The 23,779-nt window shown below is 64.2% G+C and carries 24 protein-coding genes; 14 read left to right on the plus strand and 10 right to left on the minus strand.

The features are described from left to right. Positions 1–63 precede the first annotated feature (63 nt). Positions 64–1,197: a glycosyltransferase family 4 protein gene (locus tag IVA87_RS33690; RefSeq protein ID WP_247299569.1), complete on the minus strand. Its 1,134-nt coding sequence runs from the start codon at positions 1,195–1,197 to the stop codon at positions 64–66. Positions 1,198–1,399: 202 nt separating this feature from the next. Between IVA87_RS33690 and IVA87_RS33695 the strand changes: the two genes are divergently transcribed. Further along, on the plus strand, positions 1,400–3,646 hold the full coding sequence (locus IVA87_RS33695; RefSeq protein WP_247299567.1) for an exopolysaccharide transport family protein: 2,247 nt from the start codon (positions 1,400–1,402) through the stop codon (positions 3,644–3,646). Positions 3,647–3,725: 79 nt separating this feature from the next. Here IVA87_RS33695 and IVA87_RS33700 read toward each other — a convergent pair whose 3' ends face one another. Further along, complete coding sequence (locus tag IVA87_RS33700; RefSeq protein ID WP_247337366.1) at positions 3,726–4,907, minus strand: GNAT family N-acetyltransferase; 1,182 nt, start codon at positions 4,905–4,907, stop codon at positions 3,726–3,728. A gap of 129 nt (positions 4,908–5,036) precedes the next feature. Here IVA87_RS33700 and IVA87_RS33705 point away from each other — a divergent pair, with 129 nt between their 5' ends. Continuing rightward, on the plus strand, positions 5,037–6,080 hold the full coding sequence (locus IVA87_RS33705) for a polysaccharide deacetylase family protein (RefSeq protein WP_247337368.1): 1,044 nt from the start codon (positions 5,037–5,039) through the stop codon (positions 6,078–6,080). A gap of 5 nt (positions 6,081–6,085) precedes the next feature. On the opposite strand, the gene IVA87_RS33710 is transcribed toward IVA87_RS33705, so the two are convergent. After that, a complete protein-coding gene (locus tag IVA87_RS33710; protein ID WP_247299561.1) occupies positions 6,086–6,307 on the minus strand; it encodes a DUF2842 domain-containing protein in 222 nt (73 codons plus the stop codon). A gap of 109 nt (positions 6,308–6,416) precedes the next feature. Here IVA87_RS33710 and IVA87_RS33715 point away from each other — a divergent pair, with 109 nt between their 5' ends. Further along, positions 6,417–7,499: a COX15/CtaA family protein gene (locus tag IVA87_RS33715; protein WP_247299559.1), complete on the plus strand. Its 1,083-nt coding sequence runs from the start codon at positions 6,417–6,419 to the stop codon at positions 7,497–7,499. On the opposite strand, the gene IVA87_RS33720 is transcribed toward IVA87_RS33715, so the two are convergent. The 4 genes from IVA87_RS33720 to IVA87_RS33735 all read right to left on the minus strand — a co-directional run bounded on the left by IVA87_RS33720 (position 7,500) and on the right by IVA87_RS33735 (position 10,845). Next, the gene (locus IVA87_RS33720; protein ID WP_247337370.1) at positions 7,500–7,844 is read right to left on the minus strand and encodes a hypothetical protein; all 345 of its coding nucleotides are present in this window, start codon (positions 7,842–7,844) and stop codon (positions 7,500–7,502) included. A gap of 154 nt (positions 7,845–7,998) precedes the next feature. Continuing rightward, a complete protein-coding gene (locus tag IVA87_RS33725) occupies positions 7,999–9,279 on the minus strand; it encodes an O-acetylhomoserine aminocarboxypropyltransferase (protein WP_247277100.1) in 1,281 nt (426 codons plus the stop codon). 137 nt (positions 9,280–9,416) lie between these two features. Continuing rightward, positions 9,417–10,001, minus strand: a complete 585-nt coding sequence (locus IVA87_RS33730) for a CoA-binding protein (RefSeq protein WP_247299555.1) — start codon at positions 9,999–10,001, stop codon at positions 9,417–9,419. 19 nt (positions 10,002–10,020) lie between these two features. Beyond that, on the minus strand, positions 10,021–10,845 hold the full coding sequence (locus IVA87_RS33735; protein WP_247337372.1) for an enoyl-CoA hydratase: 825 nt from the start codon (positions 10,843–10,845) through the stop codon (positions 10,021–10,023). An 86-nt stretch (positions 10,846–10,931) separates the two neighbouring features. On the opposite strand from IVA87_RS33735, the gene IVA87_RS33740 reads away from it, so the two are divergent. The 6 genes from IVA87_RS33740 (at position 10,932) to IVA87_RS33765 (ending at position 14,605) form a co-directional block, all read left to right on the plus strand. Continuing rightward, positions 10,932–11,360: a PaaI family thioesterase gene (locus IVA87_RS33740; protein WP_247277103.1), complete on the plus strand. Its 429-nt coding sequence runs from the start codon at positions 10,932–10,934 to the stop codon at positions 11,358–11,360. Between the two features lie 155 nt (positions 11,361–11,515). Next, positions 11,516–11,980, plus strand: a complete 465-nt coding sequence (gene rplM, locus IVA87_RS33745) for a 50S ribosomal protein L13 (protein ID WP_011087726.1) — start codon at positions 11,516–11,518, stop codon at positions 11,978–11,980. A 1-nt stretch (position 11,981) separates the two neighbouring features. Then, positions 11,982–12,461, plus strand: a complete 480-nt coding sequence (rpsI, locus tag IVA87_RS33750; RefSeq protein ID WP_247299545.1) for a 30S ribosomal protein S9 — start codon at positions 11,982–11,984, stop codon at positions 12,459–12,461. A gap of 229 nt (positions 12,462–12,690) precedes the next feature. Next, the gene (locus tag IVA87_RS33755) at positions 12,691–13,911 is read left to right on the plus strand and encodes a GGDEF domain-containing protein (RefSeq protein ID WP_247299543.1); all 1,221 of its coding nucleotides are present in this window, start codon (positions 12,691–12,693) and stop codon (positions 13,909–13,911) included. Between the two features lie 59 nt (positions 13,912–13,970). After that, entirely contained in the window at positions 13,971–14,207 is a 237-nt protein-coding gene (locus tag IVA87_RS33760; protein WP_247299541.1) for a hypothetical protein, read from the plus strand. Between the two features lie 101 nt (positions 14,208–14,308). After that, positions 14,309–14,605 (plus strand): antibiotic biosynthesis monooxygenase family protein, encoded by a 297-nt coding sequence (locus tag IVA87_RS33765; RefSeq protein ID WP_247277107.1) that lies wholly within the window; start codon positions 14,309–14,311, stop codon positions 14,603–14,605. A gap of 9 nt (positions 14,606–14,614) precedes the next feature. On the opposite strand, the gene IVA87_RS33770 is transcribed toward IVA87_RS33765, so the two are convergent. Continuing rightward, complete coding sequence (locus tag IVA87_RS33770) at positions 14,615–15,754, minus strand: AI-2E family transporter (protein ID WP_247299539.1); 1,140 nt, start codon at positions 15,752–15,754, stop codon at positions 14,615–14,617. Between the two features lie 245 nt (positions 15,755–15,999). On the opposite strand from IVA87_RS33770, the gene IVA87_RS33775 reads away from it, so the two are divergent. The 3 genes from IVA87_RS33775 (at position 16,000) to IVA87_RS33785 (ending at position 19,264) form a co-directional block, all read left to right on the plus strand. Beyond that, positions 16,000–16,773, plus strand: a complete 774-nt coding sequence (locus tag IVA87_RS33775) for a gamma-glutamyl-gamma-aminobutyrate hydrolase family protein (RefSeq protein WP_247277109.1) — start codon at positions 16,000–16,002, stop codon at positions 16,771–16,773. 350 nt (positions 16,774–17,123) lie between these two features. Then, positions 17,124–18,506, plus strand: coding sequence for a nodulation protein NfeD (locus tag IVA87_RS33780; protein ID WP_247337374.1), 1,383 nt, complete (start codon positions 17,124–17,126; stop codon positions 18,504–18,506). Next, on the plus strand, positions 18,503–19,264 hold the full coding sequence (locus tag IVA87_RS33785) for a slipin family protein (RefSeq protein WP_247277111.1): 762 nt from the start codon (positions 18,503–18,505) through the stop codon (positions 19,262–19,264). The genes IVA87_RS33780 and IVA87_RS33785 overlap by 4 nt, the downstream gene beginning before the upstream one ends. Before the next feature lie 292 nt (positions 19,265–19,556). Here IVA87_RS33785 and glnA read toward each other — a convergent pair whose 3' ends face one another. Both glnA and IVA87_RS33795 read right to left on the minus strand, forming a co-directional pair. After that, a complete protein-coding gene (gene glnA, locus IVA87_RS33790) occupies positions 19,557–20,966 on the minus strand; it encodes a type I glutamate--ammonia ligase (RefSeq protein WP_247277112.1) in 1,410 nt (469 codons plus the stop codon). Between the two features lie 150 nt (positions 20,967–21,116). Beyond that, a complete protein-coding gene (locus tag IVA87_RS33795; protein ID WP_007603495.1) occupies positions 21,117–21,455 on the minus strand; it encodes a P-II family nitrogen regulator in 339 nt (112 codons plus the stop codon). A gap of 381 nt (positions 21,456–21,836) precedes the next feature. Between IVA87_RS33795 and IVA87_RS33800 the strand changes: the two genes are divergently transcribed. Further along, a complete protein-coding gene (locus tag IVA87_RS33800; RefSeq protein ID WP_247299536.1) occupies positions 21,837–23,336 on the plus strand; it encodes an NAD(P)H-hydrate dehydratase in 1,500 nt (499 codons plus the stop codon). A 26-nt stretch (positions 23,337–23,362) separates the two neighbouring features. Beyond that, a complete protein-coding gene (locus IVA87_RS33805) occupies positions 23,363–23,779 on the plus strand; it encodes a GNAT family N-acetyltransferase (RefSeq protein ID WP_247299534.1) in 417 nt (138 codons plus the stop codon).

The raw sequence follows: 23,779 nt of genomic DNA on the forward strand, positions 1-23,779 counted from the left end.
CATCCCCCGGCACTCCGATTATCGAACAAATCGGAAGATTTTCTGAAGCGGGCTTAAGAATGGTTAATGATTGGCAAATGCGTCCCGATAAGCGGCGAGCACGCCGTCGACCATCGCTTGCTGCGAAAAATGCGCTGAGATGCGCGCGCGCAAGGCGGTTGCGCGCTGGGCCGTCCCGTGCGGATCGTCGAGTGCGGCCGCGATCGCTTCGGCCATGGCCTCGGAATTGCTCGGCGCGAACAGGGCGGGGCTCTCCGGCCCGAAGATCTCGGGAATGCCGCCGATGCGGGCCGCGATCATGGGAATGCCGGCAGCACCCGCCTCGATCACGACATAGGGCATGGAATCGCCACGCGAGGGGACGACCAGCAGCCGGCCCTTGGAGAAGCCGTACCGCGCCTTGACGTGCCCGATGAAACGGATCGCGCTGGAGAGGCCGAGCCTCTCGACCTGAGCCTTCAGCGCCGCGCTTTCCTCGCCGTCGCCGCCGAGCGTCAGCGTGACCTTCTTACCGTTCTCGTGCAGGCGCGCGACGGCATCGACCAGCAGATCCGCGCCCTTGATGTGCCTGAACTCGCCGACATAGGCGAGGTCGGTGGCATCCTCGGCGGTCGCGACGGGCTCGAACTCCTCCGGCGTGACGCCGTTGAAGACGCAATGCACCACGCCCTTAGGCGTGCCGACGATGCGTTGATAGGTGTCGCGGGCAAATGCGCTCTCGAACAGGAACAGGTCGGTCGCGTCCATCAGCGTGCGCTCGAGCCGCGCGTAGAACTCGCCCTTGAATGTGTTGAGGGGGTAATGCAGCGAGCCGCCATGCGGGGTGTAGATGCGGATGGTGTCGTCGGAGCGCCGCCGCATGCGGATGAAGGCGCCGGCCTTGGCGCCATGGCCGTGCATGACGTCGGGCTTGAGCGTCGCGATCAGGCGTCGCATGCGAAGCCACACCAGGACGTCGTCAGGTGACGGTTCGCGGCGGATCGCCAGCCGATGCACGCCGAGCTTCAGCCGCGGCGCGAGCTCGGCAAGCGCCTTGTCGGCGCGCTCGCCACCGGTGAGACTGTCGGCGAGGATGCCGACATGATGGCCGCGGTCGACCTGGCCATTGGCGACGTCGAGGATGTGGCGGAAGATGCCGCCAACGGGTGCGCGCACGGCGTGCAGGATGCGAAGCGGCCGGTCGGAAGCAGGGGGCATGATCAAAACCAGCGCTCGACGGCAACTGCCGAACAATTCTCGTGAAATAATCGAGACGGATTAAGGGCCGTCGTGGTTAACAAACGGTGACGGGCGCGCATGCGTCGGTCGCCGGACGCAGCGATTAACCCAGCGGCAACCTTAATGGAGTGTAGTCGCCCCGTTGAGGCAGCTTGTGGCGTTGCCCCTGCGGGAGTGTTCGATGCGTTTAGCGTTCTGGCGTGCCGGCAAGGACAAGGCGGTAATCGAGCGGGCTGTCTCAAAGTCCAAATCCGAAGCCGCGCCCAAGGTCGAAGCGAAGCCTGCGCCGGTCGCCGCGAAGCAGGCGCAAGTCGAATCCGGCGACATCGACCTGCACGCGCTCGGCGCGACATTGGCGCGCAAGCGCGGCTGGATCATCGTGCCGACCGTGCTGGTGCTCGTTGCATCGGTTGTTGCCGTCAATCTCGTCACACCGCGCTACAAGTCCGAATCGCGGATCCTGATCGATGGCCGCGAGAACGTGTTCCTGCGCCCGAACAGCGATCGCACCGAAGAGCGGCAGGCGCTCGACGCCGAGGCCGTCACCAGCCAGGTGCAGCTCGTGCTCTCGCGCGATCTCGCGCGCGAGATCATCAAGAAGAACAAGCTCGCGGAGCGGCCCGAATTCGATCCGGTGCTGCAAGGCATCTCGCCGCTGAAGTCGCTGGCGGCGCTGGTCGGCGTTGGCCGCGATCCGTTCTCGATGACGCCGGAAGAGCGCGTGCTGGATGCCTATTACGAGCGCCTCCAGGCTTACGCCGTCGACAAGTCGCGCGTGATCGTGGTCGAATTCCAGTCCGCCGATCCCGAGCTCGCCGCGCGCGTCGCCAATTCTATCGCCGACGTCTATCTCGTGCTCCAGCAGGGTGTGCGCCAGGAGCAGGCCAAGAACGCCAGCCAGTGGCTGGCCGGCGAGATCGAGAATTTGCGCAAGAAGGTCTCCGAGGCGGAGGGGCGGGTCGAGGACTTCCGCTCCAAGTCGAGCCTGTTCGTCGGCACCAACAACACCACGCTATCGAACCAGCAGATGGGCGAGATCAATACCCAGCTCAACAACGCGCGCTCAATCAAGGCCGACGCAGAATCCAAGGCGCGGCTGATCCGCGAAATGCTCCAGAGCGGCAAGCCGATCGAGGCATCGGAGGTGGTGAACTCCGAACTGATGCGGCGGCTGTCGGAGCAGCGGGTGACGCTGCGTGCGCAGCTCGCCGAGCAGTCGTCCACGCTGCTCGGCAATCATCCCCGGATCAAGGAGTTGAAGGCGCAGCTTGGCGACCTCGACAATCAGATCCGCGACGAAGCGGCCAAGATTTCGCGTTCGCTCGAAAGCGACGCTCGAATCGCCAGCGGCCGGGTCGACGGTCTGACGGCGAGCCTCGAGCAGCTCAAGAAGCAGGCGGCATCCACCAACGGCCAGGACGTGCAGCTCCGCGCGCTCGAGCGCGAGGCCAAGGCGCAGCGCGACCTGCTGGAAACCTATCTCGCCAAATATCGCGAGGCCAACACCCGCGAGACCATCGATACCGCCCCGACGGACGGCCGCATCATTTCGCGCGCCATCGTCTCGAATACCCCGGCCTACCCGAAGAAGCTGCCGATCGTGCTGATCGCGACGATTGCGACGCTGCTGCTGTCGTCCGGCGTCGTCGTCACCGGTGAGCTGCTGCGCCAGACTGCGCCGCGGGCTGTGGCTGCGGTCCTACCGTCGCGGGTGACGCTGCGCCAAGAAGCGGCAGCGGAGCCGGTGGTCGAGCCGAGGGTCGATCCCGTCGTCGACGAGCCCGGGCCGCTTCAGCCGGCGATGGCGCCTGAGGCCGACATCACCGAATTCGCCGAGATCGAGCAGCTGGCCAAGAGCCTGCGCGCCGCGGGCGCAGCGGCGAAGAAGATCACGGTGCTCGGCACCGCGGCCGGCGACTCGATTACGCTTTCGGCCCTGACCCTCGCCCGACATCTCGCGCGTGACGCACGCGTTGTCGTGGTCGATCTCGCCGCATCCTCGCCGACCATTGCCGCGGTGGCCGTCGATGCCTCCACGCCCGGCCTTGCCGAGCTGATGCAGGGCGAAGCGTCTTTCGCGCAGGTCATCACCCGGGACAAGCTGTCGCGGCTGCATCTGGTCATGGCCGGCCGTCCTGGCTTCGATCGCAGCCTGCTGCAATCACCGCGGGTGGCGCTCGCGATCGATGCGCTGCTCCGAGCATACGACCACGTGCTGCTGGATGCCGGCAGTGCCTCCGACCTGCCGGCCGAGTTGCTGACGGTCGATGCCCGCGCCGTCGTGGTGCCGGATGCATCGATGGCACAGGATGCGCGCACGCTGATGTGCGAGCAGCTGAGCGCCGTCGGCTTCAGCGACGTGACGATGCTGAGCAGACCGGTGCAGCCGTCCGATGCGATGGACGCGCCGCGCGTGGTGGCGGCGTAGGCGAGGGCGCTTCCCCGTAGTCTATCGATCAGTGCTGCTCTTACCTCCCCCCGCAAATGGAGAGACGAGGGCGCCGGCGTTACCCGAACGCCTGACGCAGACTGCGCGCCAGGTCGAGCAGCATCTGGTTCTGCTTCACCAGCCGCTTGCCGCGGTTCAACGAGGACATCGCCACCGCCGCGAGCATGCCGCGTGAGGTCAACGGCACAAAGCTGTCGAAAATGTCTTCGTCGTCCTTGCAGAACATCCGCTTGTAGTCGTCCGAGCCGATGCCGAGGTCGAGCGAGCGGTAGCCGCGCTCGGCGCAGCGATCGATGATGTAGCGCATCAGGATCAGACCGGGACTGTAGCGGGCATTCTCGGACATCGTGTAGGTGTTGAACATCATCGAGAGGCGCTGGCCGTCGGCGACGCCGGCAAAGATCGCGATCACTTCCTCGTCGCATTCGAGCGCGTGGACGTCGATCACGCGTCCTTCTCCTTGCCGGGCGAGGCAGGCGCTGCGGATGAACTGTTCGACGCCCGGTTCGGCGAAGACGTTCGGCAGCTTCTGCTCCGCCATCCGCGCCGGCTTGACGCGAAAGAACCAGTCGAGCAGGCGCACGATGTCCGCATCCGTGGTCGCAAGGTGGTAGCGGTAGCCAGCGAGGGCCTGGAGCTTCTTCTCCTTGCTCTTGAGACGACGACGGAAGGAATTGCTGATCCGCGATGCGGGCGGACCGCCCGGTTCCATCGCCAGCAACGGGCAGCCGTTGACCGAGCTCTGCCGCGGCAGCAGCGCAAACGGGTTCTGCTGATCGTGCCAGCGCTTAGGCTGCTGCGTCAGCGAGAGGACGTCGACATGCTCGCGCAGCGGCGCAAGCAGCGCATCGAGATCGGCGAGAACGACCTGTGCCGCGAATTCAGCGTTCCACAAGCCCATGTTGAAGGTGGTATGCTTCCCGCCCATGAAGCAGGCCGTGCGTACGCCGTGGGCTTGGTGCAGCGACAGCGGCAGCAGCACGAGCGGCCGGTGCTCGATGTCGCGGGCGATCACGACGAACGGGCGCGCGCCCTCGCGTTCGCCGACCAGCTGCTGCCAGGGACCGAGCAGGTCAAACCGCTGATACGGCGTGAAGAGGTGGCCGCTCTCCTCGAAGGCGCGCCAGGCCGCCTCGGCCCCGCCGAGATCAGTGACGATATCGACCTGGCCGATGCGGCTCGCTTTCGACCGCGCTGGCGCTTCTGCCGTCCGGCCTTGCATCGCCGCAGCCATGGTCATTCGCGAAACCTGTCGAGAAATCGAAAATATACGTATTTCGGCCGGTGGCCGACCTTTGCAAAGAAACGTCAACAAAGGGTAATGACAATAGGAGAGGGAGCAGGCGCCGGCGCGCGCGAAGGTGGGACCTTGGCATCCGACGACAGATGGCTGGAGCGTCTTCGGCTTGAGCTGGCCTGGTTCAGCGGCCAGGCTGCGCTGCGCAGTCGTGGTGCCGGCACCATCCTGCGCTTTGCGCATGTGCGGCCGCGGCGGCGCGGCGGCTTTCAGCCGCTGGGCGCGCACGAGATCACGCCGCAATTCCTCGACCGCGCCATTCGCGCGCTGAAGCAGTGGAAGTACGATTTCCTTGGCATGGACGAGGTCTGCCGCCGGGCGGTGACGCTGCCGGAGAAGCGGCGCTTCGTGGCGCTGACCTTCGATGGCGCCAACAAGGATTTCATCAACTTCGCCTATCCGGTGCTGGCGCGGCACGCTGTGCCTTGCACGATCTATGTCCCTACCGCCTTTCCCGACGGCGTCGGCGAAGCCTGGTGGCTCGGGCTCGAACGGATGATCGCGCGCGAGAGCCGCATCAGCCTGATGATGGGCGAGACGGAGCAGCGCTTCACCGTCACGGACAATGCCGAGAAGCAGGCGCTGTTTTCGTATCTCGAGAGCTGGTTGCGTTCGCTGCCGCCGGCGGATCTGTCGGCGGCGATCGCCGATCTCTGCGCGCGCTACCGGATTGACCTCGCCGCGATCTCGCGCGAGGCGTCGATGGATTGGGAAGATCTGACGAAGCTCGCCGCCGATCCGCTCGTCACGATCGGCAGCGCGACCGTCAACTATCCCGTTCTCGCCAACATGAAGGATGCGGCCGCGCTCCGCGAGATGACCATGGGCAAGGCGGTCGCAGAAGCGGCCTTCCGCCGCGAGATCAGGCATTTCGCCTTTCCGTTCGGCGATCGCTCGTCGTTTGGGCGCAGCCACGTTGTGATGGCAGAGGAGGCCGGCTTTGCCAGTGCCGTGTCGACGATCCCGGGCATCGTGGATGCAGAGGGACGCACCAATCTGCGCGCGCTGCCGCGGATCTCGTGGGACGGCCGGGTGCGATCGCTACGCATGATGCGCGTGCTGGTGTCGGGCGTTGCCTTTGCGCCGGTGAAACCGACCGGCAGTGCCGCGAACTAGAAGCGCTACGAACTGGACTTGGCGCGATCGGGACGCTGCATCCAGCTCACGATCGGCATCGCCGGCAGCACCCAGCCCATGCCAACGACCACGTAGTAGATCGCCTGGCGCCAGCCGGACTCGGCGATCCACGGCATCTGCGCCAGCGCCATGCCGAGCAAGGCCCAGACCGTGGCCAGCATCAGGAGCAGGATGGCGCCGAGGAACTTGCGGGTGCGGATCGTCATGGCGGGAGCTTGCTGCTTTCGCGTAACTTGCGCTGCGGGAGCGGGGGACTATAAGGGGCGCGCAGTCCGGTTCAAGCCTCCTTGGTTCAAGTCCTGGTTTTTGCTCCCAATGACGACGATTTCCGCCCCGTCCGAGCCGCATCGCGCCGTGCGCGTGTGGCTGATCGCCGTGGCCGCGCTGATCGCGCTGATGGTGCTGGTCGGTGGCGCGACGCGGTTGACGGAATCCGGCCTCTCGATCGTCGAATGGAAGCCGGTCACCGGCAGCGTGCCGCCGCTCACCGAAGCGCAGTGGACCGAGGCGTTCGAGGCCTACAAGAAGATCCCGCAATATCGCGAGCTCAATGCAGGCATGAGCCTGTCCGAGTTCAAGGAGATCTTCTGGTGGGAGTGGAGCCACCGGTTGCTCGGCCGTTTCATTGGCATCGCCTATCTGCTGCCGTTCCTGTTCTTCCTATGGCGCGGCGGTCTGTCGGGGGAGCTGAAGCGGCGGTTATGGCTGCTGTTTGCGCTTGGCGGGCTTCAGGGCGCGGTCGGCTGGTGGATGGTGGCCTCGGGCCTGACGGAACGCATCGAGGTGTCGCAATATCGGCTGGCGACGCATCTGGTGCTCGCGCTTCTGATCTTCGCCGGTATCGTCTGGACGGTGCGGCGGCTCAAGGAGCGGCCGCAGATCGCAGCACCTGCGCGCCTGCGGTTCACGAGCGCGCTGCTCCTCGTCGTGACCTTGGTGCAGATCTATTTCGGCGCGCTGGTCGCGGGCCTGCGCGCCGGCCGCGCCTACAACACCTGGCCGCAGATCGACGGCGCGTTCATTCCCTCGGCGGAACGGCTGTGGTTCGAAACGCCGTGGTGGCGCAACCTGTTCGACAACGTTCTGACGGTGCAGTTCGAGCACCGCATGACGGCGTACGCGTTGTTCATGCTAGCGACGCTGCACGCACTTGACGCCGTGCGTTCGCGCACAGGTGCGGCGGCAAGCGGCGCGCTGTGGTTGTTGGCTGCGGTAAGCGTGCAGGCGGTGCTCGGCATCCTGACGCTGCTCAACCAGGTTCCGATTGGACTGGCGCTTGCGCACCAGGCGGTCGCGATCGTGGTGTTGATACTCGCGGTGGTGCAGACGGAGCGACTGGCTTCGCGGCAGTCGATCGAGGCGCGGCCGCGCGGTGTTCCGCTCGGTCAGGCGAGCTGATCAGCAATAGCCATAGATGCCGCACGCGTAGGGCAGTCGCCAGAAATAGTCGACCTGCTTTCCGCCGTAATACGGGCCCTGATAATCGTAATCCCAGGGGCGACCGTAATAGCCCGGCAGCGTGTGCGGGCCGGGCAGCAGCGGCGTGCCGGGCAGGTTGCGGATGTAACTGCCGATGCCATAGGCCGGCGAGATCAGCGCGTCGGGATCGGTCTCGACATAGACTGTTGGTGCTTCCTGCGGCGGAACAGCTGCGCGCCGCTTCGGTGTGGCCGGCAGATCGGCAGCCAGCGCGGTTGAAACCGTCAGCATCGCCGCAAGGGCAGGCACCATCCAGCGCAGCATCGTCGGCTCCGAATCAAAGGGGCGATCCAGTGACGATGTATGCGGCAGCTATGGTTAAGGAGTGTTAACTGACATCAGCCATTCCGGGGCGGGGCGAAGCACCGAACCCGGAATCTCGGGTTCAGCGCTGTGCCCCCGGAATGACGCCAAAGCCTTACGCGCCCAGCGCCTGTTCCAAATCCGCAATCAGATCTTCCTTATCCTCGATGCCGATCGAAAGCCGCACCACGTCGGGGCCGGCGCCGGACTTGATCTTGGCGGCATCGTCGAGCTGGCTGTGCGTGGTCGAAGCCGGGTGGATCACCAGCGAGCGGGTGTCGCCGACATTGGCCAGATGCGAAAACAGCTGCAATTTCGACACCAGGCTGACGCCGGCGTCATAGCCGCCCTTGAGGCTGAAGGTGAACACGGCGCCCGCGCCCTTCGGTGCATATTTGCGCGCGAGCTGATTGTACTTGTCGCTCGGAAGGCCGGCATAACTGACTGAAGCCACTGCCGGGTGGCCGACGAGGAATTCGGCGACCGCCTTGGCATTGTCGCAGTGCTTCTGCATGCGCAGCGGCAGCGTCTCGATGCCGGTCAGGATCATGAAGGCGTTGAACGGCGAGAGCGCCGGCCCAAGGTCGCGCAAGCCCAGCACGCGGCAGGCGATCGCGAAGGCAAAATTGCCAAAGGTCTCCTGGAGGCGGATGCCATGATATTCGGGCCGTGGCTCCGACAGCATCGGATATTTGCCGCCGGTGGACCAGTCGAAGGTGCCGGCATCGACGATGATACCGCCCAGCGAATTGCCATGGCCGCCCAGGAATTTCGTCAGCGAGTGCACGACGATGTCGGCGCCATGGTCGATAGGGCGGATCAGATAGGGCGAGGCCAGCGTGTTGTCGACGATCAGCGGCACGCCGGCTTTGCGCGCCACCGTCGAGATCGCTTCGATATCGGTGATGCCGCCGGCGGGATTAGCGATCGACTCGATGAAGATCGCCTTCGTGCGGGGCGTCACCGCGCGCTCGAAGCTTGCGATGTCGTCGGGGTCGGCCCACACCACGTTCCAGCCAAAGCTCTTGAACGCATGCGTGAACTGATTGATCGAGCCGCCATAGAGCTTTCGCGCCGCGATGAATTCGTCGCCGGGCTGGAGCAATTGCTGCAGCACCACGACTTGCGCGGCATGGCCCGAAGCCACCGCAAGCGCGGCCGTGCCGCCTTCGAGCGCCGCGACACGTTCTTCCAGCACCGCGTTGGTGGGATTGCCGATGCGGGTATAGATGTTGCCGAACGCCTGCAGACCGAACAGCGAGGCGGCGTGGTCGGCGTCGTTGAACACGAAAGACGTCGTTTGATAAATCGGAGTTGCGCGCGCACCGGTGGTGGGGTCGGGCTGTGCACCGGCATGCACGGCGAGCGTGGAAAATCCCGGAAGGCGATCGCTCATTGAGGCGTCCTGTTCTCTTGATCTGAAATCGCGCGGCATGCTGATCGGCGCGGCGTCCGCCGTCAAGCTGCTGCTTCACATCGGAACGATCGTGCTACGCATTGTCGCGATCGCGAAATGAATCCTTCGCGATCGCGTCAGCTCTGCTCGGTCTTGTTTTTGGCGGCGCGATCGGATGCCGCGGTGTCGCCACCGCCGACACTCATCCGATTGAGGGATAGCCGCATGCCTTGCGTCGGTGCCGGAGCGCGCTTGGAACTGAGCGTGCGTGAATTGACGCCCATCCAGGAGATCTCGGACGACAGGCGCCCGTATTCGATCTTGGGACAGCGGTTCATCACCACCTTGATGCCGACGGACTCTGCCTTCGCCGCCGCCGCGTCGTCGCGCGCGCCAAGCTGCATCCAGATCACCTTCGGCAGCGGATCGAGCGTGAGCGCCTCTTCGACGACAGGCATGATGTGGCTCGAGTTGCGAAAAATGTCGATCATGTCGACGGGACGGCCGATGTCTACGAGCGAGGCCACGAAGGGGTTTCCGAGCAGCTCCTTGCCGACATGGCCGGGATTGACCGGGATCATGTCATAGCCGCGCTGCGCCAGATATTTGAACGCAAAATAACTCGGCCGCACGTTGACGGGCGAGGCGCCGACCATCGCGATCGACTTCACGCTGTTGAGGATGCCGCGGATGTAATTGTCGGGGTAGGCGTCGTGGTTCATCTCTTATCTTTTCTTGTTATCATTCATCCCGCCACGTCGGCGTACGCTTCTCGATGAAGGCGCCAATGCCTTCCTCGGCGTCGCGCGCCATCATGTTCTCGGTCATCACCTCTGCCGCATAGCGATAGGCGTCGGCAAGGCTCATCTCGGCTTGGCGATAGAACGCCTCCTTGCCGAGCTTGACGGTGTAGGCAGATTTCAGCGCGACCTGATTTGCGAGCGCAATCGCGGCATCGCGCTCAGTGCCGGGGGGGACGACGCGATTGATAAGGCCGATCTCGCGGGCGCGCGTGGCCGAGATCGGCTCGCCCGTCAGCAGCATCTCCATCGCCTGCTTGCGTGGAACGTTGCGCGACAGCGCCACCATCGGGGTCGAGCAGAACAGGCCGATATCGACGCCGGGCGTGGCGAAACTCGCAGCGTCCGAGGCGATCGCGAGATCGCAGCTTGCAACCAGCTGGCAGCCGGCCGCGGTGGCAACGCCCTGGACCGCGGCGACGACCGGTTTGGGCAGGCGCACGATCGCCTGCATCATGGCGCTGCAGGCGGTCATGATCTGCGCAAAATAGGCGCGGCCGCGATCAGGATCGGCGCGGCGACCGCTCAGTTCCTTCAAATCGTGGCCCGCGCAGAATGCCGGTCCGTTGGCCGCGATGACGGCTCCGCGGATACGCTTGTCCTCGGCGATCGCATTCACGCTCGCGTGCAGGTGCCCGATCATCGCCTCAGAGAGGCTGTTGCGGGCCTCGGGCCGGTTCAGCGTGAGGATGGCAATGCTGCCGACGATTTCGCGCAGCAGGATCGGCGGTTGCGGGGAAGGGGCGCGGGCGACCTGGGCGGACATCGAAGCGTTTCCGGTTAGATTATTGCATTTGGATGACGCAGATAACTTAATGTACCAGGGGACATGAAGCGAGGGTGGGGAACAGCATGGCGTTAGCGAAAATGAGCGTGGCAGAGCTCGAGCAGTTTCTGCGCGACGAGTTTCCCCAGGCCTTCAGCGGCGATGACGTTACGATCGAAAGCGCCGATGGCCAAACCTGCCTTTTGCGCCAGCGCTACAGCGAAAGGATGCTGCGGCCGGGCGGAACCGTGTCCGGCCCGACGCTGATGGCGCTGGCTGATTTCGCCATGTACGTGGTGCTGCTATCGGCGATCGGGCCGATCGGGCTCGCGGTCACCACCAATCTCAACATCAACTTCCTGCGCAAGGGCCAGCCGGGGCAGGACGTGCTGGCGGAGGCGCGGCTGCTCAAGCTCGGCAAGCGCCTTGCGGTCGGCGAGGTAAATCTGCTGTCCGGAACCTCGCCCGACCCAATCGCGCATGTCACCTCCACCTATTCCATTCCAAATGTTTGAGGTTTTTGCAGGTATCTTACTACCATAATTTTAAGCCATTGATATTGTTAGTGTAATTTCGCGCTTTGGGCATTGACCGCTGCGCCGCTCTTCTCTAGAAACCGCCCAGTCTGGTGCGGTGTTCGCGCCGATGTCTCCCTCACGGAAATTCTGACATGAAAACCTTTTCGGCAAAGCCGGCCGAGGTGACGAAGAAGTGGGTGCTGATCGACGCCAAGGGTCTGGTCGTCGGCCGTCTCGCCACCATTGTCGCCATGCGGCTCCGCGGCAAGCACCTCCCGACCTACACCCCGCACGTCGATTGCGGCGACAACGTCATCATCATCAACGCGCAGCATGCGGTCCTCACCGGCCGCAAGCGCGAGCAGAAGACCTACTACAAGCACACCGGCTACGTCGGCCACGTCAAGGAGCGCACCGCGCGCCAGATCCTCGAGGGCAAGCATCCCGAGCGTGTGCTCGAGAAGGCCGTCGAGCGCATGATCCCGCGTGGTCCGCTCGGCCGCGTGCAGATGGGCAATCTCCGCGTCTACGGCGGTGCCGATCATCCGCACGAGGCGCAGCAGCCCGAGAAGATCGACATCGCCAAGTTGAACCGCAAGAACACGAGGGCCGCATAACATGGCCGAATCCATCCAGTCGCTCGACCAGCTCTCGCAGCTCAAGACGGCGGCCGCGCCCGAGGCGCCCAAGCACGAGAAGAAGGTCGACAAGTTCAACCGCGCCTATGCTACCGGCAAGCGCAAGGACGCAGTCGCCCGCGTCTGGATCAAGCCGGGCGCCGGCAAGGTCATGGTCAACGCGCGTGAGGTCGAGGTCTATTTCGCCCGTCCCGTGCTGCGTATGATGATCCAGCAGCCGTTCGTCGCGGCAGCGCGCGCCGGCCAGTATGACGTGATCTGCACCGTCGCCGGCGGCGGCCTGTCCGGCCAGGCCGGCGCCGTCCGTCACGGCATCTCCAAGGCGCTCACCTACTTCGAGCCGGAGCTGCGCGGCGTGCTCAAGAAGGGCGGCTTCCTCACCCGGGACTCCCGCGTGGTCGAGCGCAAGAAGTACGGCAAGGCCAAGGCCCGCCGGTCCTTCCAGTTCTCGAAGCGTTAATCACTTCGGCCGCATTCGCCGCGAAAGCGGCTTCAATGAGATGCAAAAGGGCGCTGATTTCAGCGCCCTTTTTGTTGTTCGTTTGTACGCAAATTGATGGCGTGTTTCCCGAAAACTTGGGTCCGCGTGAAAACCTGAATGGAACCCGCGGGACATAGCGTCGCATTCGGAAGGGCGCGCAAATCGGCGGTGCCGATCGCGTAACTGCTATATTCTAGAGGGGGCCGACATGATGTCGCTCGATAGCATCACGCTCTATTTGGTCGCCACCATGGTTGCCGCTCTGCTCGGCGCCATGATGGTGTTTTTCGGCAGGCAAGAGAACAGCCCCGCGCTGAAATGGTGGGGCACCGCCTATCTGCTCGGTGCCGCCTCCGTCGCGCTGTGGACTGCGGCCGGCGAAAAGCTGGGCCCGCATCTTTACCTCGCGCTGAACGCGATCGGATTCGCGGCCTGCGGCATGGTGTGGAACGCCGCGCGAGTCTTTCATGGCCGCAAGCCCAACTGGCCCGGCCTCGTGCTTGGCGCGCTCGCCTGGATCGCCGCGGTGACGCTGCTCGGCGCCGAGCCGTCCATGCTGCGCATGATCATCGGCGCCGGCATCGTCTCGGTCTATGCGGCCCTGACCGCGAGCGAACTCTGGACCGAGCGGCGCAAGAGCCTGCAACGGCGCCGGCCGGCCTTCGCGGTGCCGATGATGCATGGCTGCGTCTTGATGCTGCCGATCCTCATCGGCAGCTTCCTGCGCCCCCACGATGCGACCTTCTCGTCGAGCATCTGGGTCACCGTGTTCGCGGTCGAACTCGTGCTCTATGCCGTCGGCACCGTGTTCGTGATCTTCATGCTGGTGTCCGAGCGCACGGTGACCGCGCACCGGACCGCGGCGTCCACCGATCCCTTGACCGGCATGCTCAACCGGCGCGGCTTCTCCGAAGCCTGCTCGCGCGTGATCGAGCGCGAGGCCAAGGCCGGGCGGCCGGTGACCGTGATGATCTTTGATATCGACCACTTCAAGTCGATCAACGACCGGTTCGGCCATCCCGCCGGCGACGAGATGCTGAAACTTTTCTCGACCGTCGTCGTCAACAACCTGCGCATCTCCGACCTCTCGGGCCGCATCGGCGGCGAGGAGTTCGCAGCCCTGCTGCCGTGTTCGCTGGAAGAGGGGGTGCTGGTCGCCGAGCGCGTGCGCGAAGCGTTCGAGACCTCCGGCGTCGTGGTCGATGAAGGTCCGGTCGATACCACCGTCAGCATCGGCGTCGCCGGCGGTCCGGCCGGCACCGAGCTCGAGGTGCTGCTGGCCTCGGCCGACACCGCGCTGTACCAGGCCAAGCGCGGCGGCCGAAACCGCGTCGAGGCGGCGGAGGAGCTGCCGCTGTCGCTGGAGAATTGGCGCCGCCAGAGCGCGGCGCGGACCGGCGCCGCGCAGGTACGTCCGGCCACCGCCTGAGACGGCAGGCGACCTTGCGGTAATCCTCTGTTTACCATTCGATCCCTACCATCATGGTCATGGAATCGATCCGTCGACAGACCCCGCAGGCCGCCCTGATGTCACTCGAAGCCCAAGCTGCCTCGGCGCGCGGTGGCTTCGCCTGTCTGTTCTCGACCGCGGACGAATACGAGCGCGCGCTGATCACGGAGCGTCGTTCTCAAGGACGATACGGCCAAGGCCGCAGCTACTGGCCCTTCGTGCTGTTCGTCGGTTGCGCGTTCATCGTGGTGGGCACCGTGCTGCTGCTCGCCTGAGAGGTTTGCGTTTTCCAGCCGGCCAAGCGCCGTTTCGGAGCCTTTTTCTTTTGCGACGGCTGCGGTAGACACGCCCATCGAACAAAAATGAGTGGAAACCGATGATCACCGAGATCGCGCAGATCGATGTCAAGCCGGGCAGCGAAAAGGATTTTGAGGCGGCTGTCGCGAAGGCAAAGGCCGCCTTCGGCCGCTCCAAGGGCTTTCACGGCTTCGAACTGCACAAGTCGATCGAGAAGCCGCAGCGCTATCGGCTGATGGTGAAGTGGGCGAGCCTGGAAAACCACACCGTCGATTTTCGCGGTTCCGAAAACTTCACCGAATGGCGCGGCCTCGTCGGGCAGTATTTTGCTTCACCCCCCGAAGTCGAGCACACCGAGATCGTGCTGACGACCTGACGAGCAGGCTCAGGCCGCCTCGGTCAGAGACGGCGCCTCATACGTCTTGAAATGATCGATCATGACCTTGGCAATGGCGACCAGTGGCAGCGCCAGCGCGAGGCCCCAGATTCCGAACACGACGCCGAGCAGGATCTGGAACGCGAACAGCGTGGCCGGTGGAATGTCCAGCGCCTGGCGCTGAAGGAGCGGCGTCAGCACGTAGCTCTCCATCGCATGGACGGCGAGGAAAAGCAGCAGCGCCGACAGTGCCGCGAGCCAGCCCGAAGCCAGGCTCGCCAGCACCACGATGACGCCGGCGATAATGGCGCCGACGGTTGGGATAAAGGCAAGCAGGCCAGCCTGGATTCCCAGGATGAACGCGCCGGGGATGCCGATGATGGCCAGGCCGATCCAGGTCACCGCGCCGACCGCGAGCATGACCGTAATCTGCGCGATCAGCCAGCGCTCCAGCGTCTCAGCGGTACGGTCGATGATGAGGGTGACGCGCGTACGATGCTTGGCCGGCGCGAGGAACAGCAGGCCGTCGTGATAGACGCCGGGCTGGGCGGCGAAGGACAGCCCTAGGAACAGCACGATAAAAATGTTCCCGACACCATGGATGGTGCCGAGCAGCAGCTTGAAGGTCTGGCTCACGATCGCTCCGCCGCTGGAAGCGAGCGCGCCGGCGCCGGGCAAAGGACCGCGCGGGGGCGCTGCTGGTGAGGGCGTCGAGCTCGCCGGTGCGTCGGCCGAGAAGTCAGATGCAGCATTGCCGAGGTCGAAGAAGCTGGTGTCGATGCCGTGGTTTTCGAGGAAAGACCTGACGTTGGTGATCTGCGACTTGATGGTTTTGCTCAGCAGCGAGGCCTGCTCCGCGATGGTGGCGCCGCCGAGATAGGCGACGCCCGCGAGCATCAAAGCGAGGGCGATGCAGACGATCGCGAGCCGGACGGGATGGGGCAGGTGCACGCGGCGGCCGAGCGCCCCCGTCAGCGCGTTAAGGCCCAGGCCGAGCAGCATGCCGGTGAAGATCAGCAGCAGGGTGGCGGCAAAATACCAAGTGAAGACCAGCATCGCCGTGAACAGCACGACACTGACGCCCCCGACCGAGATCGCCCAGGCGAGATCGGCGCGGGCGCGGGGCCGTTCATCTGCGGGAATGGTCACATCGGGTCCTTTCGGCGGCTGCGGGGAGGCACTCTTTCGCGAAATCCCGCCTCGGATCAAGCCGGTCGAAAACCGCCGGTTTGACGTTGTCCACCTTGTCGTGCCAGCGCGAACAGTGTCGCGGCCGCCCTCTGGCCGGGCATTTGCGCGAAAATGGCATTGCCGTCCCGCGATCCCCTCTGTTGAATTTGTTCTCCCCCAAGGGCATGTTTGGAGAATCTTCTTGCGGGAGGTCGGAACGGGAGATGAGAAAGCCGGTCGTCGGCGTGATCGGGAATTCCCATCGCGTCGAAAATCGATTTCAGGTCCAGATGGTCGGCGAGCGAAATCTGCGCGCCGTAGCCGAGGTCTCCGGTGGCTTGCCGCTGATGTTCGCAGGCTCGCCCGACATCACCGATATCGGGGCGCTGCTCGATACTGTCGACGGCGTCATCCTCACCGGCGCCCGGGCCAACGTGCACCCGACGCGTTTCAACGTCGATCCTTGCGAGAAGCACGAGCCTTACGACATCCACCGCGACGAAGTCGCGCTGGCGCTCTCGGTGGCCTGCGTCGCCCGCGGCATCCCGCTGTTCGGCATCTGCCGGGGCCTGCAGGAGATGAACGTCGCCTTCGGCGGCTCGCTGCATCCCGAGATCCGCGAAATCCCGGGCCGCATAAACCACCGTATGCCCAGGCTCGAAAATGGCGAGATCCATCCCGATCCCACCGTGGTGTTCGCCGACCGCCACGACGTCGACCTGACGCCGGGCGGCGCGTTCGCGAAGATCCTCGGCTGCGAGAAGATCCGGGTCAATTCGCTGCATGGTCAGGGTATCCTGGAGCCCGGCAAGCGCGTGCTGATCGAGGGCGTCGCCGAGGACGGCACCATCGAGGCGATCCGCATCGCCGAAGCCCCGACCTTCGCGCTCGGCGTGCAATGGCACGCCGAATACGACCCCCAACGCAATCCGATCAATCGCAAACTGTTCGAGGCCTTTGGCGAGGCGCTCGCGGCGCGGCAGAAGGCTGCGGCGTAGGCTAAGCACACGGCGAGAATGCCTCGGTTTTTTCGCAATCCGGTTTCTGCCGCAACGTCTGTGCCAGAATCGGGGAGCAGGAGCCCTCGCACTGATCGCTCGGCGGCATGCAGCCAACGAGCGAGATGATCGCGAGCACGTTCGGACCGATCGGCACGGACGGGGTGAGGTGGTACGATAGCAGCGCCGGGCGCAGGGCGGATCAGCTAGGCATGGTCGGCCACCGCCTCTCTTGGACCAATCACATCGCCATCCTGCAGGACCATCGCATTGCGTTGCACAATCGTTGGTCTGCGCAGCATTGAGGTTCACGAGAGGACCACCATATGCTCTGCAAGGGAGCCCTTGCCGTGCAGACCATGAAGGCGGCCCTCGTTGCGGCGATTACCGTCGTGGCTTTGACCTGCTGCCTCCTTCCCAGCTCAGCGGAGGAGAGCGGCCGTGTTGCACTGGTTGCTTCGATCGACGGGGCCATTGGCCCTGCGTCAGCCAGCTACGTGCGGGAGGCTTTGGCCAAAGCGAGCGAACGGCGCGCCGAGGTCGTGCTTCTGAGAATGAACACGCCCGGCGGTCTCAATTCCAGCATGCGCGAGATCATCGCGGATGTGCTCGCCTCGTCCATCCCTATCGTCGGCTACGTCGCCCCATCCGGCGCCCACGCGGCGAGTGCCGGGACCTACATTCTTTATGCGACCCACATCGCGGCGATGGCACCAGGCACCAATATCGGTGCGGCGACGCCGGTCCAGATTGGCGGGCCGCTACCGGGCTTGCCGAGCGGCACACCCGAGAAGGATGGCAAAGACAAGAAGGGTGAGCCGAAGGACGCGATGACGGCGAAGGCCACGAACGATGCCGTTGCCTTTATCCGCAGCCTTGCCGAGCTGCGCAACCGCAATGCGGATTGGGCAGAGAAGGCGGTGCGTGAGGCCGCCACTCTCTCTGCCAATGGCGCGTTAGAGGCACATGCGATCGATCTCGTCGCGCGCGATCAGGCCGAATTGCTGCGGCAGATCGATGGCCGTGTGGTGGAGATTGCAGGCGGCAAGTCGCAGCGCCTCGCGACGAAGGATGCTGTCGTCGAAGCCATCGAGCCGGGACGGATATCCCGCTTCCTGGCGGTCATCACCGATCCGAACGTGGCGTTCATTCTCCTGATGGTGGGCATTTACGGTCTGATCTTCGAGTTCATGTCTCCCGGAGCCGTCGCTCCCGGAGTGGTCGGCGCGATCTGTCTGCTGATCGGCCTCTATGCGCTCAATTTGCTGCCGATCAACTATGCCGGCCTCGCCCTGATGCTGGTCGGACTCGTGCTTCTCACCGTCGAAGCCTTCAATCCGACGGTGGTGATCGGTCTCGGAGGGATCATTGCCTTCGTGCTGGGTGCGCTGATGCTGTTCAGGGTCGAGGCGCCCGGCTACCGCCTGTCGTGGTCGGTGATCGGCATCACTGCAGCTGTGTTCGTCGGCTTTGCTCTGGTCTTGCTTGGTTCGCTTCGGCGTGCCGCCAAGGCTCCTGAACGGGTCGGCGCGCAGGCCATGCGAGGCTTGCCTGCTGAGGTCCTCGATTGGAATGGGAGCGAAGGTCATGTCTTCGCCCATGGCGAGCGCTGGCAGGCGCGCGGCGCCGACTCGTTCAAGCCCGGAGAGACGGTCGAAGTTACCAGCGTCGTCGACCTGACGCTGCTGATACGGCGCGCGCCGCTGCGGAGTGGTAAGGGAGGTACATCATGATGCTGGAATATCTGACCTATGCGGCACTCGCGTTGCTGGTCATCATGTTTCTGTCCCAAGCCATTCGAATTCTGCGCGAGTACGAGCGCGGCGTCATCTTTACGCTCGGCCGCTTTACCGGTGTGAAGGGCCCGGGCCTCATCATCCTCGTTCCGATCGTGCAGCAACTCGTCAAGGTCGATCTACGCGTGATGGTGCAGGTCGTGCCGCCGCAGGACGTGATTTCGCGGGACAACGTGTCCGTCAAGGTCAATGCCGTTCTGTACTTCCGCATCGTCGATCCCGAGCGCGCCATCATCAAGGTCGGCGATTACATGGCGGCCACCAGCCAGCTCGCCCAGACCACGTTGCGTTCGGTGCTCGGCAAGCACGAGCTCGACGAGATGCTTGCCGAGCGCGACAGGTTGAACGCCGATATCCAGGAGATCCTCGACAAGCAGACTGACATCTGGGGCATCAAGGTCACCGGCATAGAGATCAAGGACGTCGATATCAACGAAACCATGGTTCGCGCGATCGCCAAACAGGCCGAGGCGGAGCGCTTGCGGCGAGCCAAGGTGATCAATGCGATGGGCGAGCAGCAGGCCGCCGAAAAGCTCGTCGAAGCCGGCCGGATCCTCGCGCAGGAGCCTCAGGCAATGCAGCTGCGTTATTTCGCGGCTCTGCACGACATCGCCGGCGAACGGTCGTCGACCGTCGTGTTTCCGCTGCCGACGGGCTTGCTCGATCATTTCATGCCGCGGCCTAACAACCCTTAGCCGTAAGCGGCGAGGATGACCCCATCTCGGCCCAAAATGGGCATCTCGAATGTTGATGCCTACTTAAACGGGAGAAACATCCGAAGGACCCCGCCTATGGCGGACCCCCCGGCGAATATCACGTCCTCATGGTGAGGAACTCGCCTCAGCGTGCGCCTCGAACTATGCAGGCAGGCCGAGCACGTTCGACAAGATTGCAGCAGTCATATGCGATAGCCTTACCACAACTTCCGAAACGAAAAGGCGCCCCCTTTCGGAGCGCCTTTTGCTTGTCGCATGGCATTCGAGCCGATCAGCCCGAATAGTACATGTCGAATTCGATCGGATGCGGGGTCATCTCGAAGCGCTCGACTTCGGTCATCTTCAGCTCGATATAGGCATCGATGAAGTCGTCGTCGAACACGCCGCCGGCCTTGAGGAAGGCGCGGTCCTGGTCGAGATTCTCGAGGGCTTCACGCAAGCTGCCGCACACCGTCGGGATCTGCTTCAGCTCTTCCTTCGGCAAATCGTAGAGATCCTTGTCCATCGCCGGACCCGGATCGATCTTGTTCTTGATGCCGTCGAGGCCGGCCATCAGCATCGCGGCGAAGCCGAGATAGGGATTGGCGAGCGGATCGGGGAAGCGCACCTCGACGCGCTTGGCCTTCGGCGAAGCGGTGTAAGGGATGCGGCAGGAGGCCGAGCGGTTGCGCGCGGAGTAGGCGAGCAGCACGGGCGCTTCATAGCCCGGGACCAAACGCTTGTAGGAATTGGTCGAGGGATTGGTGAAGGCGTTGATCGCCTTGGCGTGCTTGATGATGCCGCCGATGTAATGGAGGCAGGTCTCGGACAGGTCGGCGTACTTGTTGCCGGCGAACACCGGCTTGCCGTCCTTCCAGATCGACTGGTGAACGTGCATGCCCGAACCGTTGTCGCCATAGACCGGCTTCGGCATGAAGGTGGCGGTCTTGCCGTAGATGTGCGCGACCTGGTGGATGCAATATTTGTAGATCTGGATGTGGTCGGCCATCAGCGTCAGCGTGTCGAACTTCATGCCGAGCTCGTGCTGGGCGGAGGCGACTTCGTGGTGATGCTTCTCGACCTTGACGCCCATCTTGGCCATGGCCCCGAGCATCTCCGAGCGCATGTCCTGCACGGAGTCCTGCGGCGGAACCGGGAAGTAGCCGCCCTTGGTGCGGACGCGGTGGCCGAGATTGCCGCCTTCATATTCGGTATCGGAGTTGGTCGGCAGTTCCGAGGAGTCGAGACGGAAACCGGTGTTGTAGGGGGTCGAGGAGAAGCGCACGTCGTCGAACACGAAGAACTCGGCCTCGGGGCCGACGAAGACAGTGTCGCCCACGCCCATCGACTTCACCATCGCCTCGGCCTTCTTGGCGATGCCGCGGGGGTCGCGGTTGTAGGGCTCGCCGGTGGTCGGCTCGAGCACGTCGCAGGTGATGACCATCGTGGTCTCGGCGAAGAACGGGTCGATCGTCGCGGTCACCGGATCGGGCATCAGGCACATGTCGGACTCGTTGATCGCCTTCCAACCGGCGATCGAGGAACCGTCGAACATCGTCCCTTCGGCGAAAATATCCTCATCGATCATGCTGACGTCGAACGTCACATGCTGCCACTTGCCGCGCGGATCGGTGAAGCGCAGGTCGACGTATTTGACGTCGTTGTCCTTGATCGATTTCAGGACGTCTTTGGCGGTCTTCATGCATACCCCTTTTGGCTCTGCGGGTCGGTTTCCAGATGAGCAAGATTATTCTCGCTTTGGGCGAGTTTTGCGCGCGTACAAACGAAATCAGGCCGCCGAAGCAGCCTTATTTCCTGTCAGAGTGTCGCAAAATGCGGGATAGCACCCGGCTCAGATAGCGTCCAGCCCGGATTCGCCGGTTCGGATGCGGATCGCCTCTTCGATATTGGAGACGAAGATCTTGCCGTCGCCGATGCGCCCGGTCTGCGCCGCGCGCCGGATCGCGTCGATGGCGCGCTCGACCAGATCGTCGCCGATCACGATCTCGATCTTCACCTTGGGCAGGAAGTCGACGATGTATTCTGCGCCGCGGTAGAGTTCGGCGTGACCCTTCTGCCGGCCAAAGCCCTTGGCTTCGGTGACGGTGATGCCCTGTAGGCCGACTTCCTGAAGCGCTTCCTTCACCTCGTCGAGCTTGAATGGCTTGATGATGGCTTCGATTTTCTTCACTGCGCGCCTCCCGGCCTTTCGATCAAATAGCAACGTCTTCGTCAGGATGCGCTTTTGTCACGCACAATCGTTCTTCGCTATGCCGGGATGCCTGACCAGCCCGGCAACGACGGCCGGCCACGCCCTGATAGATGCCAGTGAGCACGACAAACCGAAGCGGCTTCCTCGAAAGCAGGGTCTATGCCAAGTTGCAAATGCCCTGATTATTGGAGCGTTATCAGCCTTTTAACGAGCACAATCTGATAGGTGGCGCCGACCGGCACAAAATACCGAAGACTACGAAATAGGCAAACGGTTCAATATGTGTGCAGATCGTTTGTTTCGTGGGATGGGTCGGCACGGAACGTGCCTGTTGAACGGGCGTTTGGACAGGGAAGTGGCATGGAAGTTCTGACCAACGCTGAAATGCAGCGCGCCGATCAGCTCAGCATTGCGGCAGGCACGCCCGGCTTCAAGCTGATGCTCGGCGCCGGCCAGGCGGTCGCCGAGGCGGCCAATGCGCTGGTGGAGGAGGGGCCGATCCTGATCGTCGCCGGTCCCGGCAACAATGGCGGCGACGGTTTTGTCGCAGCCGCCGAGCTCGCCGCCCAAGGGCGCGAGGTCTCGGTGATCCTGATGTGCGAGCGCGACCAGCTTCAGGGTGACGCCGCCTCGGCCGCGCGCGGCTGGAAGCACCCGGTGCTCCCGTTCAATCCGCAGGCGATCGGAAAGCCGGCACTGATCATTGATGCGCTGTTCGGCGCGGGTCTCAGCCGTCCGGTCGATGGCGAGGCGCGCGCGATGATCGAGGCGATCAACGGCAACGGCGCGCCGGTGCTGGCCGTCGACCTGCCGAGCGGCATCAACGGCACCAGCGCCGCGGTGATGGGCGCGGCCGTGAATGCCGCGGAGACCGTGACTTTCTTCCGCAAGAAGCCGGCGCATCTGTTGCTGCCCGGTCGCATGCATTGCGGCCGTGTGCGCGTCGCCGACATCGGCATCGACGCAAGCGTGCTGGACGAGATCGCCCCGCAGCTCTTCGAGAACGATCCGGATTTCTGGGGCGCCGCCTTTCCGGTGCCGCGCGTCGACGGTCACAAATTTGCGCGAGGCCATGTGCTGGCCGTCTCCGGTGATGCAGCCGCAACGGGCGCTGCGCGGCTTGCCGCACGCGCGGCGCTGCGGGCCGGCGCCGGCCTCGTGACGCTGGCGAGCCCGCGCGATGCGCTCGCGATCAACGCGAGCGCGCTGACCGCGGTGATGGTTCGCCCGATCGACACCGCGATCGAGTTCGGCGAGCTTCTCGGCGACAAGCGCTATAACACCTGCATGATCGGCCCCGGCGCGGGCGTCGGCGAGCGCACCTGCGATCTCGTTCACACCGCGCTGACGGCCCAGCGGCGCCTGGTGCTGGACGCCGACGCGCTGACGAGCTTTGCCGCAAAGCCCGAGCGGCTGTTCGAATCGATCAAGTCGTCGCAGGACAATACGGTGGTGCTGACCCCGCACGAGGGCGAGTTTCCGCGGCTGTTTTCCGACCTCAGCAACAAGCATCCGGGCCGCTCGAAACTCGAGCGCGTTCGCGCCGCCGCCGAGCGCTCCGGCGCCGTCGTGCTGTTGAAGGGACCGGACACGACGATCGCCGCCCCCGACGGCCGCGCCATCATCGCCGCCAACGCGCCGCCCTGGCTCGCCACCGCCGGCGCCGGCGACGTGCTCTCGGGCATCATCGCTGGCCTCCTGGCGCAAGGCGTGCCGGCGTTCGAGGCCGCCAGCATCGGCGTGTGGATGCACGGCGAGGCGGGGCGGGAAGCCGGGCCCGGGCTGATCGCAGAGGATCTCACCGAGACGCTGCCAGCCGTGCATCGGCGGATCTATGACGCGCTCGGGGTAGAGTACTAGTGCTCAGGCCACTCGCGCTGCCCGACATGGATGCCGCCGCACAGGTCCATCGCATCGCGTTCGACCACGCCATGTCGTGGCTGGTTGGGCTGCACACGCTGGACGAGGACCGCTGGTTCTACCGCGAGCGCGTTTTTCCGATATGCCGCGTGTGGGGAAGTTTCGACGGCGATGTGCTGAGCGGGCTCATCGCTTTCCGTGACGGATGGATCGAGCAGCTCTATGTGCTTCCCGTTGCCCAAGGCCGCGGCGTCGGCACCGGACTGCTCGAGGTCGCCAAGCGCGCCTGTGAACGGCTGGAGCTCTGGACCTTCCAGCGCAACGCCTCGGCGCGAGGCTTCTACGAGAGAAGGGGTTTTAGCTTGGTCGAGCAGACCGACGGTATGCGAAACGTGGAGAATGAGCCGGACGTCCGTTACCGCTGGATACGCGAACCCACTTGA

It is taken from the genome of Bradyrhizobium sp. 147 (assembly GCF_023073935.1).
GTDB lineage: Bacteria > Pseudomonadota > Alphaproteobacteria > Rhizobiales > Xanthobacteraceae > Bradyrhizobium.

What these genes read in the sequence shown, in the direction of transcription:
- IVA87_RS33690 (WP_247299569.1), bottom strand. Translation starts at nt 1,197, where the DNA reads ATGCCCCCTGCTTCCGACCGGCCGCTTCGCATCCTGCACGCCGTGCGC.
- IVA87_RS33695 (WP_247299567.1), top strand. Translation starts at nt 1,400, where the DNA reads ATGCGTTTAGCGTTCTGGCGTGCCGGCAAGGACAAGGCGGTAATCGAG.
- IVA87_RS33700 (WP_247337366.1), bottom strand. Translation starts at nt 4,907, where the DNA reads ATGACCATGGCTGCGGCGATGCAAGGCCGGACGGCAGAAGCGCCAGCG.
- IVA87_RS33710 (WP_247299561.1), bottom strand. Translation starts at nt 6,307, where the DNA reads ATGACGATCCGCACCCGCAAGTTCCTCGGCGCCATCCTGCTCCTGATG.
- IVA87_RS33715 (WP_247299559.1), top strand. Translation starts at nt 6,417, where the DNA reads ATGACGACGATTTCCGCCCCGTCCGAGCCGCATCGCGCCGTGCGCGTG.
- IVA87_RS33720 (WP_247337370.1), bottom strand. Translation starts at nt 7,844, where the DNA reads ATGCTGCGCTGGATGGTGCCTGCCCTTGCGGCGATGCTGACGGTTTCA.
- IVA87_RS33725 (WP_247277100.1), bottom strand. Translation starts at nt 9,279, where the DNA reads ATGAGCGATCGCCTTCCGGGATTTTCCACGCTCGCCGTGCATGCCGGT.
- IVA87_RS33730 (WP_247299555.1), bottom strand. Translation starts at nt 10,001, where the DNA reads ATGAACCACGACGCCTACCCCGACAATTACATCCGCGGCATCCTCAAC.
- IVA87_RS33735 (WP_247337372.1), bottom strand. Translation starts at nt 10,845, where the DNA reads ATGTCCGCCCAGGTCGCCCGCGCCCCTTCCCCGCAACCGCCGATCCTG.
- IVA87_RS33740 (WP_247277103.1), top strand. Translation starts at nt 10,932, where the DNA reads ATGGCGTTAGCGAAAATGAGCGTGGCAGAGCTCGAGCAGTTTCTGCGC.
- rplM (WP_011087726.1), top strand. Translation starts at nt 11,516, where the DNA reads ATGAAAACCTTTTCGGCAAAGCCGGCCGAGGTGACGAAGAAGTGGGTG.
- rpsI (WP_247299545.1), top strand. Translation starts at nt 11,982, where the DNA reads ATGGCCGAATCCATCCAGTCGCTCGACCAGCTCTCGCAGCTCAAGACG.
- IVA87_RS33755 (WP_247299543.1), top strand. Translation starts at nt 12,691, where the DNA reads ATGATGTCGCTCGATAGCATCACGCTCTATTTGGTCGCCACCATGGTT.
- IVA87_RS33760 (WP_247299541.1), top strand. Translation starts at nt 13,971, where the DNA reads ATGGAATCGATCCGTCGACAGACCCCGCAGGCCGCCCTGATGTCACTC.
- IVA87_RS33765 (WP_247277107.1), top strand. Translation starts at nt 14,309, where the DNA reads ATGATCACCGAGATCGCGCAGATCGATGTCAAGCCGGGCAGCGAAAAG.
- IVA87_RS33775 (WP_247277109.1), top strand. Translation starts at nt 16,000, where the DNA reads ATGAGAAAGCCGGTCGTCGGCGTGATCGGGAATTCCCATCGCGTCGAA.
- IVA87_RS33785 (WP_247277111.1), top strand. Translation starts at nt 18,503, where the DNA reads ATGATGCTGGAATATCTGACCTATGCGGCACTCGCGTTGCTGGTCATC.
- glnA (WP_247277112.1), bottom strand. Translation starts at nt 20,966, where the DNA reads ATGAAGACCGCCAAAGACGTCCTGAAATCGATCAAGGACAACGACGTC.
- IVA87_RS33800 (WP_247299536.1), top strand. Translation starts at nt 21,837, where the DNA reads ATGGAAGTTCTGACCAACGCTGAAATGCAGCGCGCCGATCAGCTCAGC.
- IVA87_RS33805 (WP_247299534.1), top strand. Translation starts at nt 23,363, where the DNA reads ATGGATGCCGCCGCACAGGTCCATCGCATCGCGTTCGACCACGCCATG.